This is a genomic window from Enterococcus sp. BSD2780061688st2 D3 (assembly GCF_005844145.1).
GTDB classification, from domain to species: Bacteria; Bacillota; Bacilli; order Lactobacillales; family Enterococcaceae; genus Enterococcus_B; species Enterococcus_B durans.
In genome coordinates this window covers 16,379-28,681 of the sequence record NZ_SPHN01000003.1, presented here as the reverse complement: position 1 = coordinate 28,681, position 12,303 = coordinate 16,379, and the positions used below count along the sequence as shown (strand labels likewise).

At 37.3% G+C, this 12,303-nt stretch carries 13 protein-coding genes; 10 read left to right on the top strand and 3 right to left on the bottom strand.

Translation table 11 applies throughout. The features are described 5' to 3' along the window. Positions 1 to 123: 123 nt before the first annotated feature. The 3 genes from FGQ66_RS15090 to FGQ66_RS03560 all read left to right on the top strand — a co-directional run bounded on the left by FGQ66_RS15090 (position 124) and on the right by FGQ66_RS03560 (position 1,322). Entirely contained in the window at positions 124 to 279 is a 156-nt protein-coding gene (locus FGQ66_RS15090; RefSeq protein WP_171024558.1) for a hypothetical protein, read from the top strand. Positions 280 to 319: 40 nt separating this feature from the next. Continuing rightward, on the top strand, positions 320 to 865 hold the full coding sequence (locus FGQ66_RS03565; protein WP_081135554.1) for a hypothetical protein: 546 nt from the start codon (positions 320 to 322) through the stop codon (positions 863 to 865). 121 nt (positions 866 to 986) lie between these two features. Beyond that, positions 987 to 1,322: a hypothetical protein gene (locus FGQ66_RS03560; RefSeq protein WP_016177727.1), complete on the top strand. Its 336-nt coding sequence runs from the start codon at positions 987 to 989 to the stop codon at positions 1,320 to 1,322. A 199-nt stretch (positions 1,323 to 1,521) separates the two neighbouring features. Here the strand turns inward: FGQ66_RS03560 and FGQ66_RS03555 are convergent, their stop codons facing one another. After that, positions 1,522 to 2,613, bottom strand: a complete 1,092-nt coding sequence (locus FGQ66_RS03555; RefSeq protein ID WP_113846189.1) for a cysteine desulfurase family protein — start codon at positions 2,611 to 2,613, stop codon at positions 1,522 to 1,524. Between the two features lie 89 nt (positions 2,614 to 2,702). On the opposite strand from FGQ66_RS03555, the gene nadB reads away from it, so the two are divergent. From nadB to FGQ66_RS03530, 5 genes are all read left to right on the top strand, one after another. Continuing rightward, on the top strand, positions 2,703 to 4,160 hold the full coding sequence (gene nadB, locus FGQ66_RS03550; RefSeq protein ID WP_113846188.1) for an L-aspartate oxidase: 1,458 nt from the start codon (positions 2,703 to 2,705) through the stop codon (positions 4,158 to 4,160). 1 nt (position 4,161) lies between these two features. Further along, positions 4,162 to 5,007 (top strand): carboxylating nicotinate-nucleotide diphosphorylase, encoded by an 846-nt coding sequence (gene nadC, locus FGQ66_RS03545; protein ID WP_005876697.1) that lies wholly within the window; start codon positions 4,162 to 4,164, stop codon positions 5,005 to 5,007. Continuing rightward, on the top strand, positions 5,004 to 6,101 hold the full coding sequence (nadA, locus tag FGQ66_RS03540) for a quinolinate synthase NadA (RefSeq protein WP_138301738.1): 1,098 nt from the start codon (positions 5,004 to 5,006) through the stop codon (positions 6,099 to 6,101). Before nadC ends, nadA begins: the two co-directional genes overlap by 4 nt. Before the next feature lie 996 nt (positions 6,102 to 7,097). Next, positions 7,098 to 7,481, top strand: a complete 384-nt coding sequence (locus tag FGQ66_RS03535; protein ID WP_113846185.1) for a hypothetical protein — start codon at positions 7,098 to 7,100, stop codon at positions 7,479 to 7,481. A 686-nt stretch (positions 7,482 to 8,167) separates the two neighbouring features. Beyond that, a complete protein-coding gene (locus FGQ66_RS03530; protein ID WP_113846184.1) occupies positions 8,168 to 8,620 on the top strand; it encodes a hypothetical protein in 453 nt (150 codons plus the stop codon). A 95-nt stretch (positions 8,621 to 8,715) separates the two neighbouring features. Here the strand turns inward: FGQ66_RS03530 and FGQ66_RS03525 are convergent, their stop codons facing one another. Continuing rightward, a complete protein-coding gene (locus FGQ66_RS03525) occupies positions 8,716 to 9,156 on the bottom strand; it encodes a DUF5348 domain-containing protein (RefSeq protein WP_138301736.1) in 441 nt (146 codons plus the stop codon). Between the two features lie 468 nt (positions 9,157 to 9,624). Further along, positions 9,625 to 10,515, bottom strand: coding sequence for a LysR family transcriptional regulator (locus FGQ66_RS03520; protein ID WP_113846182.1), 891 nt, complete (start codon positions 10,513 to 10,515; stop codon positions 9,625 to 9,627). A gap of 128 nt (positions 10,516 to 10,643) precedes the next feature. On the opposite strand from FGQ66_RS03520, the gene FGQ66_RS03515 reads away from it, so the two are divergent. Further along, positions 10,644 to 11,585: a DMT family transporter gene (locus tag FGQ66_RS03515; protein ID WP_230315220.1), complete on the top strand. Its 942-nt coding sequence runs from the start codon at positions 10,644 to 10,646 to the stop codon at positions 11,583 to 11,585. 31 nt (positions 11,586 to 11,616) lie between these two features. Continuing rightward, entirely contained in the window at positions 11,617 to 12,246 is a 630-nt protein-coding gene (locus tag FGQ66_RS03510; RefSeq protein ID WP_113846180.1) for an NAD(P)-dependent oxidoreductase, read from the top strand. The last annotated feature ends 57 nt before the right edge of the window (positions 12,247 to 12,303 follow it).

Sequence of the window (12,303 nt, the reverse complement as noted above, 5' to 3'; positions counted from 1 at the left end):
ACTAGAATATTATTTTTATAATCGTTATTTAAAAAGCATCATTGATTCATTTATCCTATTGTTTATTTCTTTGCTTGATTTGTCAAGCTATAACGGATGGTATAAAATAAAAAATTTATTTTTATGTTGATATTCAGCCTTAAGTGTTATGTTTTAACAGCAATGTGTATGATGGGTCATGAACAAATCAGTGTTCAGTTATACCTTGTGGGAAAGCTTGCACAAATTTCTGTTATGTTTGTTATTTTTATCGATGAGGAAACGAATACACAAGAATAGGATCAGTCAATAAAATCCAAATGAAAGGACGGATGAGTCCGTGGGAAGAGTAACAAATTTTAGTAAAGAGTATTTACTCTTTAAAAGTATGGTGTATGCTGAAGAAAACGGGATATCGATGATAACAGCGAGAAGCTTAGCTTCTTTTTGTGGTTGCTCTACTTATCCAATCTATGCGCATTTTAAATCGATACGTATACTAAAAGAAAAAATACTTGAGGAGATCACGATTTGTTTCGATCGTTACTTGACGGAGTATGTCGTAGATGATTTTTTTAGTATTGTTCATTTATTAAAAGAATTCTTTTCGATCCATGAAAGTATCAAGGGTGTGGTGATCAAATCTGAATTAGATATGGCTTCCTTATTCAAACGTGCATTTTTTGAGTACATACAAGAACAAACCGGAATCAAAGAACCTTACTTATTAGAACTATTGTGGTTAAATGCTTTGGGTAGTTTGAATTCGGACAAGTCTTCCCATGAATTTTTCGAAACGATGACATTGATCTGGAACAAGCTGGCGGAGTTGGAAGAAAACTTACCAGAAGTTTTGACCAATATCCAGTACTTGCCTAGTAGATGAGAGACAGAAAATGATTTTAGTCTAAATTTCTTTGTTTTTTTTACTCAGGCAACGGGGTTAAATAGTACGTTTATTCTTTTGTCTATGCTATGATTAAGTTAGATAAAAGGAGCTGATAATTATGAAAACATCAACAAAAGTAACGATCGGATTAACTGTCGCAGCTGCTGCTAGTGTGGCAACTACTGTTATTGTTTCAGGTAAAGTGATTGAAAAGATTCATCATCTAACGACTCGATCAAAAGTAAAAAAATTCGTGAACGATAAATTTGATGGCAATGAAAAATTATTAGATATCGTCGATCATTTATCGGATAACGACTTGGACTCTTTGATGGGGATATTAAAAAAGATCAAATCTGGAAAAAAGAAAATTTCAGTTTATGGTGATTCACTAAAAGGATCAACGGAAGATGTAAAAGATCGTCTGTTGCATTTTATCGATAATATGATGTGAGACACTATCGAGTTAAGCTTAAAAGACTAGTCAACGAGCAAGGAAAAGGAATTTTCCAAAGACCGTTTGACTAGTCTTTTAAGCTTTTTTTATTGTTGTCTTCAGACCTAATATGCTGTGGTCGACTGATCAAAGTTGGTTTAGCATACAGCCATCATCAGGAAGTTTTTATGATCTAGTTCATACATTATAAATTTTGTTAGGAGGCATGATCAGTGATTTCCCTTAACGTTTGTGCCAACTGGTGGACTTGCTCAAGGGTCGTCGCTGAACTGAATGAGACTCGAAAAAAGTGATCTGCTTGATTTTTGTCCAGTCCTAATGCGGCTAAGCTGGGATCGACTAACTCACGACTGTTGCAAGCCGCAGTCGTCGATAAGGCGAAATCTCTTTCCGCCATCGCCGTCACAAGATCGCTGGCGCCAAGGGAGGGGGAAAATAATCCGAGGATTCCTGGAAAATCCCCCGCAACGAACTCCCAATCAGGCAAATCATTGATCAAAGCCTGTTGAAGCCTCCGAAAATAAGTCAGATTTTGCAACATTTCCTTAAAGGCTTCACTAGCCGCCTGAGTAAAAGCCGCAATGGCCGGCAAATCTTGTGTCCCACCACGAAAACCGTGTTCCTGCGTCGTTCCAGGACTGAGGGGGCGAAAAGCGACTGTTGAATCAAGATACAGTAAGCCACAGCCTTTGGGACCAGCGAGCTTATGACTGGCGGCACTAAAAGAGCTGATACCTTTTGGTAAAGGCTGTTTACCAAAACTCTGGACACAATCGCAGTGAAACAGGATTTTGCGTTGGCGAGCTATCTTGGCCAAGGCATCAATCGGTTGTTGGATTCCAGTCACCGAATTGAGTTGTTGGATAACCACCAGTCCCGTCTGATCTGTTAGTGCTTCAGCGAAAACAGCCGGTGAAATTTTTCCTTGCTGATCAAGGGGCAGTTTTGTTACCCGAATCGTTGGATCAGCGGCCAAAGCATAAAGCAATGAGGGATGTTCAATCGGGCTGACCAACACTTCCCGTCTTTCTTTTGGAAGTAGTTTTAAACTCAAAGCTAAAGCCAATTGATTACTTTCGGTTCCGCCACTGGTGAAAATCAAACTTTCGGTTGGTTTCTCAACCAGTTCGCCAAAGACTTGCCGGCAATGGCTCAATAATTGTTGAGCAGCCTGTCCAATGGGGTGGTTGCTGGAGGGATTCCCATAATATTTTTCCGCTGTTTCAAGGTAAACTTTTAATGCAATCGCTGACATTGGTGTAGTTGCCGCATAATCAAAATAGTTCATAGAAACTCCTTTCTAAACTGTCTTGACATGTATGGTAGAATAGGTGCATATTATTGTCAAGACACAAACATATTGGGGATCGATTTAAGATGAAAACAAAAACAGTAATTATTGTTGGTGGAGGCCTAGCCGGTAGTTTGACTGCCACTAGCTTACAGGAGCAATGTAAAGTGACATTGTTTACCAAAAAAAAATTGACCGATTGCAATTCGATGCTAGCACAAGGGGGAATTGCTGTTGCTATGTCACCAGATGATAATTGGCGGGCCCACTATCAAGATACTCTCAAAGCCGGTGTTTTTCATAATGATCCGGCGGCAACGAGCCTATTAGTCAAAAATGGGGTCACAGCGATCGAGAAGATGATTCAACAAGGAATGGCTTTTGATCAAGATGAGCAAGGAAATTGGCAATTTGGTTTGGAAGGAGCTCATAGTTTTCCTCGAATTTTACATTGTCATGGAGATCAGACTGGTAAATATCTGACACGCTTTGCCCATGAACATTTGGCGCAAGTGGAAATCAAAGAAAATCAGCCGGTGACTCGTTTGCTCTTAGGAGAGGGACGCTGTATCGGGGTGGAATATCTGAGTGAAACTCGAGAACCTACACAACTTTACGGGGATGCTGTCATTTTAGCAACTGGTGGCATCGGCGGGTTGTATCCTTTGACCACTAATGACGAAACCATCACCGGCGATGGAGCGGCTTTAGCTATCCGAGCGGGAGTAAGCTTAGCGGATATGGAATTTGTCCAATTTCATCCGACATTGTTAACCCAGGATGGAAAATGTTACGGCTTGATTTCCGAAGCTGTTCGGGGAGCGGGGGCTCACTTAGTTGATGAGCATGGTCGTCTAGTGATGAAGGAGGTCCATCCAATGCAAGACCTAGCTCCACGCGACATCGTGGCACGGGCATTGACCGCAGAATATCAAGCCGGTCATCAAATTTTCTTGGATCTGAGGGAAGTACAAGATTTTGAAACACATTTCCCCCAGATTACCCAATTAATCGATCGCCATCAAATTCCATTTCGGCAAAACAATTTGATTCCGGTTCGACCAGGGGCACATTTTATGATGGGGGGAATTGCTACGGATCAAACTGGTGCTACTAGCTTGCCAGGATTGTATGCAGTCGGAGAGGCCGCTTGTACCGGAGTTCATGGCGCGAATCGCTTAGCCAGTAATTCCTTATTGGAGTGCGTTGTCTTTAGTCACCAAGTAGCCCAAGAGATTGCGGCTTTACCCGACGAAACAAAAGCGACAACACCTATTTCTCAAAAGCTAGCCGATAAATTTACTTTACCGGATAAAGCAGTATTGCAAACTCGGGCTTGGGCAGCGCTGGGAATCCAACGAAGTCCAACAGAAATCGAGGAATTTTTAACTTGGCTGGCCCAGTTTGATTTTCAATCTTTACCAGCCCACTATAGTTTAAATGAATTAGAGACAGCAAATTTGTGCTTAGTGGCTGAAGCAATTGCTCAAGCAGCCTTGGCACGCAAAGAAAATTTAGGGGCCCATGCCTGGAGGAAAAATTAAGATGAATCAGATTGCAGTAAAAGACGCATTACACTTATTTCTCAATGAAGATCTCGGTTTTGGTGATCTTTCCAGTGAAACAATCTTTCCCGTCGAAGCTCAAGGGGAAGGAACCTTTCTTCTAAAAGCTGATGGAGTGGTTTGTGGTTTATTCATTGCCCCGTTAGTCTATGAATTATTAGGAGGACAGGTGGAATTTACGCCGCTAGTGGCAGAAGGAAGTTATCAATCGGCAGGAACTATTTTGGCAAAAGTCACCGGACCGATTCGCACACTGTTAACTGGCGAACGGACAATCTTGAATCTATGGCAGCGAATGGGAGGAATTGCCACCGCGACTAGGATTGCTTGTGAGCGTCTCGCTGACCCAAGTATCAAAATCTGCGATACCCGCAAGACGGCGCCAGGGCTACGATTGTTTGACAAGTACGCGGTGACACAAGGTGGTGGGTTTAATCATCGTTTTGGTTTAGACGATGGGGTGATGTTAAAGGATAATCATATCTCCTTTGCCGGTGGGATACCAACTGCCGTTAAAAAAGCCCGCCAACAATTAGGCCACATGGTAAAAATCGAAGTGGAAGTGGAAACAAAAGAAGAATTGCAGGCGGCGATTGAGGCTCAGGTGGATGTGATTATGTTCGATAACCGCACGCCCACTGAAGTCAAGGAATTTCAGCAGCTGGTCCCCGCCGGTATCACCACTGAAATTTCTGGTGGGATTACATTAGAAAATATCGCGAACTACCAAGGAACGGGGGCAGATTGCATTTCTCTAGGCTTTCTGACCCACTCAGTAACAGCTTTAGATATCAGTTTTAATAGTAAGGAAGGAGTAAAAGGATGAGCATTTTGACAGAATTTCAAGGGCAACGCATCACGCAGGATTATTTTGATGCTTCAGCAAGTCAGCTAACAGAAAAAATTCTGGCAGCCAAAAAACAATTCGGTTCACGGCTATTAATCTTGGCTCATCACTATCAAAAAGATGAGATTGTGGCCTTGGCCGATGAGGTAGGGGATTCTTTACAATTGGCTCAGCTTGCCGCCAAAAATAAAACGGCGGAATATATCGTTTTTTGTGGCGTCCATTTTATGGCGGAAACAGCTGATATGTTGACAGAAGCCAATCAGCAAGTAATCTTGCCAGATTTGACTGCGGGTTGCACGATGGCAGATATGGCGGATCGTTATCAACTACAGGCCGCTTGGGAGCAGCTACAGGAGAAATATTCTGCTGAAATTTTACCGATTACCTATATTAATTCGACTGCTGCCGTGAAAGCTTTTGTTGGGGAACACGGGGGAGTTACCGTAACTTCCAGTAATGCGACCCAGGTGTTGAAATGGGCATTCAAGCAGAAGAAGCGAATCTTTTTTTTACCGGATCAACATTTAGGCCGCAATACAGCTTTTGGGATGGGCATTCCTTTATCAGACATGGCCCTGTGGAATCCCCGTAAAAATGAACTAATTGCCTCCGCTGGATCTGATCCAAGAGTGATTCTCTGGGATGGTTGGTGTTCGGTGCACCAACAATTTACCTCAGGTCAGATCAAAGCCTTGAAGCAAGCTGACCCTGAGATTAACATAATCGTCCACCCTGAATGTCCTCAGGAAGTAGTGGCGTTGGCCGACGAGTATGGCTCCACCAATAAAATCTTACAGGTGGTGGCGGCGGCTCCGGCGGGTAGTCATTGGGCGATTGGAACTGATAATAATCTTGTCGGTCGAATGAAGGACACCTTTACCGATAAAAAAATCAGTTTTTTGAATCCTCGTTCCTGTGCCTGCTTGACGATGAATCGCATCCGTTTGCCTCATTTAGCTTGGTCTTTGGAACAATTGGTGCAAGGTGAAGTCGTCAACCAGATCACAGTCGATGAAAGAACCACAAAATCAGCTTTAAAGGCCCTTGAACGGATGTTAGCCTTAAGTTGATCAGATGATATTGGTAGTAAGTCAGAATAGTCAAAAAGCTAGGCGCTGAGGAAATAGTCTAAATACCTTAGTTCTTAGCTTTTTGTGAGTTCGCGGTAGTTGGTTTTCGGTATTGGACTCAACGCACTTTTTTCGCTGGAGCAACTCATTGGAAATTTCCGTGGCTTGGCATCGTGTCAGAAGAACTAATTCGCCTAAAAATTATCAAGAATTTTTGGGACGAATTAGCCAAAGAAAACTAAAAAACAGTAATTTGTGAATCAACGTTATGAAGCAGACATTATACTGGTGTTTCATCCAGGGTGTTTTTAAACCAAAATCCGGTATAGAAATTTCCATCGACCTTGTTCGTCTGTCCAACGAGGGCTCAAGATGGAGGGGCTAGCGGAAAATTTTAGTTATCCATACAAAGAAAAATATTACTAGAAGTGTAATGATGTTATAATTACGTTAATATCATTAACCAATAACAGTATTAAAGAGAACTTTGTAAAGAATAGTGTGCTGTTTTAGTAAAAATAGAAAGGTAGGTTATGTTGATGACAGTATTTTTACTATAATATCCTTATTCATAGCTATTTCAGTGGTAATAACTATAGTATCAGTGCTGTTAAAAATTAAAGGTAAAATTGATTCTGATTGGTTAACAGTTTTTTTGACCAATTTTTGTTTTATTAAGATGTAGTGTATTTTTAGTGTTTGGATTACTGTTGATGTATTTTAGTAATTTTAGTTTGTAAAAATTATCAGGCATAAATAGATTTAGAAAAATTATAGTAGGATATTATTAGATTTTTAATGCTACCCATAATTCGTTTTAGTGGTAGTTATAATCTATTAATTTATTTTGCAAACGTTTTTATTTTGAGGGGAAGTAAATCGAACATTTGGATACCGCATCTTATGTTTACATATTTTTGTACTATACTCTTATGCGTATTGCAAAGAAAAATTAAGCTATCTAAGCGTAACTACAATATAAAGGAGAATGACAAATTGAATACTTTTACAAAGTGGTATAAGAAACTAAATGTCGTTGGTCGTGTATTATTTACACTCGTTTTATCAGCTGTGTTTTACTGGATATTATCGGTGCTCTTTCATACTTCTTTCGATTGGTTAATTATTCTTTATTATGGGGGGTACGCCTTGTTAATTCTTGGTGTTTTAAAACTTAATTTACGAACGAGTATTTCATGGGTGATTTATTGGCTCACACCTTTTATTGTGTGGAACTTAACTTCAATTTACGTCCATCATAATTTTAAAGGCTTCAAAACCATTATATTTAGTTTGTTAGCAACGTTTGCTTTTTCAGCTATGTTGCTAGCTCTATCTGAGGCTTTTAAAGAGATGAAAAGTGATGAGAGCAATGGCTAATAAAAAGTTAGGCGTAATCAGGCTTATTTTGGAAATAACGTTTATCTTCCATAAACTTAACATGTATTGATCTAATTACTAAAAACAGCAAAAATTTAATAAGTCCTTGGATTGCTTTTTTTCTTTTTTTTGGTATATTTTATTTAATAAAAAAAGATTTTCAGCAATTCTTTAAGGCTTTGATCTGTAGTTTGATGGGATTTATATTCGTCAGTGTACCTGTCATTATTTATTTTGTAATCAATCACGCTGTACAAGAAATGTATTTTGTTTATTTCAAATTTAATATGATCTTATATCCTCAACTTGTTGATCAAGGAAATAACTTTAATATAATAAGCCGATTTATTAATACTCTAAAAATTTTTATTACATTGACGTGGCCCAATAAAATCATGTTGGCTGTTCTATTAATAGGAACTATTTATCTTTTATTTACAAAATCAATTTTTAAACGAATCTTTTATAGGCTACTCTGGTTACTGCTGTTCTTTTGTACTAATTTTTTCATTTTCTACGGAGGAATACCACTAAACTATTATATTTTGTTAGATATAATTATACTTTTGATCAGTTACTTAAGTTTTTGTGTATTGATTAAGAACGTAGTGCTTCGATACCGCTTGTACAATAAAAGTTTAAACGAAATATCACTAGCAGCCATTATTATCGTAGGTATTCTATTAATGGCAAACATTAATGATACCTTTAAAGACATGCGTTTCTTTACTGATCGTCCAGGCGTTCAAATAAAAAATTCGGAAAATACAAATCCAAATGCTAAAGTACCAGCACAGCTAGAATTTGCTCAGTATTTAAAAAACAAGAAAGATGTAACTCTGTTAAATTATCAATTTGTTGATTATGGATTCTCAGTGATCCCAAATATTGTGCCAAATGTCAAGTATTTTATGAATATAAATATTCCTTACAGTGTTTACCAAGAAAGCATGGATCAACAAAATAAATATGTAGAAGAAAAGAAAACTGATTATATTGTAGCTGGTATCAAGCTGAATGAGGATGTAAACAAGTTTGGATCACCTTGGCTGCATTGGAACTATCACCCCATTGCCGTTCATGTCCAGGATCGTGAAGGAAATACGTTAAAATATGTGCTTTATGAAAAAAATAAATAATGAAACATTAGATCAGAAATTAAACATACAAAAATCCCAACAGGATATACCTTGTTGGGATTTTTGTGTATGTATTGCTACCTTTGTTATAAGTATCATTTTCTTAGCCGTACCTTCAGCCCTTCCAGAGAAATATGTCTGTATCCTACAAGATAGTAACCGTTTTCATTGCTTTCAACCGACGTTTTAACCCAACTCATCTGATCGAGAAAATCATTATAAATAAGTGCTTCAATTCTATTGCCACTGGTGAATTCAAAGCCGTTGTTTAGAACAAATCGTCCATTTCCACTTTCAGGGATAGTTCCTTCAAACTCGATCGGTGAAGTCAAATATTCTAAAATGTGATTAAAACTTTCAAGATTACTAAATGCTTTTCTTAGTTCGTCATAGCGCAGCATTTCATCAGACGACAATGTGCTTGTATCGATATTTTGAAAATCATTGTCATCTTTGAACCCTAAATTTCCGAAAGCTTTTTTGATCTCGATCGATAAATCTTTGCTCAATTGAAATACTTCATTAACATTTTTCATTGTATTACCTTCTTTCTTCACCATATTGTTTTGAATGTTTCTAAAAATCTTAATTGCTAGATATATTATACCTTATTGAAAAGAAGATTAACAAAGCAATATAAACAATGTTTAATCATTAAATTAAAAGACCAATAGAGTATACCTTGATAGAAAAAGCTGAGTTAACAGTATATATAATACAAGTGTTTGGGAAAAAGAGTTATTTAAGGCTTTAAATGAATTTAATGAAACAAATATTTGGAGGGATAGAAAACAGGAAAAAACTGCATTAAACTTTTATAGAGATATTAGAAGTAGTGCTATACATGATAAAGCTAAAAGAATTAGTCTTGAAATGGTTCATATACGAATACACCCAGAGTTGATTCCCAACTCTGGGTGTATTCGTCATAGTTCTTCTAAAAACCAAGGCCTTTTTTGATCATATCGGATAGTACAATATTTTATAAATCTTTATCATCACAATTATACTGTTTTAGGTAATATTTGCTTTAATAAGCCAACAAAATTATTCATCTTCTCGGAAGGATTTTTTTCAAAAATAATACCATAAGGCGATTTGTATTCCCAATCCACTTCTATAACTCGATGAGTAGGAGCTAAATTTTCAAAAGATTCACGTGTTAAAACAAAATTATCCGCATAGTCATTAAAAGTATTTGGTGAATAATAATTTTTCGTATTAATAATATTGATGGCTGGATGACTCACCCTCATTTCTTGGCTCATTCGCTCAACAACACTAGAGTCTAACGGTGGCATGACAAGTGTTTCGCCATCTAAATCAGATAAAGTTAGCTTATCTTTTTTTGCTAGCTTGCTTTTTAACGGTACTGCAATCTTAAAACGTTCATATCCCAAAACATAAATACCGTAATACTTGGACCATTGACTAGCATCACATGGTCCAACAATACAATCAATTTTAGTACCAATATCTGGTGATGGACTTTTAATCGTTACATCTTGGTCATTAAAAGGAACAATACGTAATTTATATTCTCTAAGTTTATCGTTGACCTGTCGCCAAATATTAACTAATGGATCTGCAGGACGCATAAAGGAAGCACCCAGATCAATGATAATTTTTTCCTGCTCGCTAATGGCCTTAGCCTCATTGATGACGGAATTTGTTATCTCATTAATTTTGTAAGTTTTTTCATATAGAAATCTACCAGTTTTGGTCAATTTAATACCACGATTAGTTCTAATAAACAATTTGAGATTAAGTTTCTCTTCTAAATTATTCATCTGTTTCATTACCGAAACAGGGGAAATAAATAATTTTTGAGCAGCTTTTGCGAAACTTCCACTCTGAACGACCTGTAAAAATGTTAAGTATTCTTGTGAAATCATTTTTAACTCCTCCCACAAAATTTGAGTTAACTTTAAGTTAACGCCACTATACTACTTTTCTCACTTCCGAACAACTTCTAAACCCGTTAAGATATGAATTACAGTTATTCATTGAGGAGGAAATGAAAATGTTATTATCTATTATCCCCATATTGATGGGATTCACAGTAGCGTCTCAAACAGCCGTTAACTCACGCCTAGGAAAATATACTAAAACGCCCTTTATGGCTTCTGCAATTTCTTTTTTCATAGGCGCTTTATTTTTATTGATTTTATTGATGCTCACTAAAACATCAATTTTTATTCCATTGACTACTTTTACTCATAACCCATGGTGGTTATGGATTGTTGGCTTTACAGGTGCTTTTGGTTTGACAGTCAATATATTACTCTTTCCCAGACTCGGGAGTGTTCAAACAGCAGTTCTTCCAATTTTTGGTCAAATGCTTGCTGGAATTTTAGTTGATCAGTTTGGGTTGTTCTATTCACCTATTTCCCAAATAACACCAGTAAAATTATTAGGTTTGATTCTAGTACTACTAGGCATGCTAGCAGTAGTTGTGTTGAGTAATAAAAGTGGAATGAGGGCTAATGTCAAACAAAAAAATAACCAAATATTTTGGCAATTATTAGGTGTATTTGCCGGCTTAGTAATTGGTTTTCAAACGGCTATTAATGGCCGACTAGGAACAATTTTACATTCACCAATCAAGGCGACATTTGTCGCATTTCTAGTTGGTGCTATAACACTTGGACTCATTACGATGACTTTAAGAACTCCTATTAAAGTCCGACTTTATGCTATCAAATCAGGTATTCATCAAGGTGAATGGTGGATTTTGCTCGGTGGTATTTGTGGTAGTTTATACGTCTTATTAAGTGCTTGGCTTGTACCGATCATTGGCACCGGACAAGTCATTGTAATTGCTTTGTTTGGTCAGTTACTTTTCAGCGCTATTATTGACCAACTGGGAATGTTTCATTCTGCCAAACATAACTTAAATCTAACTAAAGTTGTCGGTTTAATCGTCATGCTGGTTGGGGTTATTGTTATCCGTTTTATTGCGTAATTAATTCAATTTAAAAAAAGAGGTAAATATTATGAAATTTATTGTTATTGGTGCTTATGGTAAATCCGGCCGTGAACTAGTAAAAATGGCTGAAAAGAATGGTCATAAAGTTTTGGCTGTTGCTCATCGAAAACATGATGATATTCATTTTAAGCATGAGTTAATCAAAAGTAGTGTTGATTTGACTGCTGATGACATTGATGGCTATGATGTCATAATCGATGCTATTAGTGCTTGGACACCAGTTACTTTTGCTATTCATACAGATACAGCTGTCCACATTGCTCATTTAATTCAAGGCACCTCCATCCGTTATATCAAAATAGGTGGTACGGGTACAATGTATATCAATTCTGAACATACTAAGATGTTACGAGATTGGTCGGATTATCCTAAAGCTATTTTAGCGCTGGCTGAAGCATTAATTGCCAACTTAGAACGCATCCGCTCATTTTCGGATATTGCTTGGACTTATGTTACACCTGCATTCAATTATGATCCAAATGGTAAATACACTGGTAAATATCAAATTGGTGGGGAATATGTGGATTTAAATACTCTATTGAATTCCTATATCAGCTACAAAGATATGGCAAAAGCAATTATCGACATGGTCGAACAACACCTTTACATTCGTCAGAGAATTGTTGTCTTAAACTAGGAAAATCAAAGATATGGTAAAAATTTTAATTATAGGCTGTCCATCTGGATTAGGTAC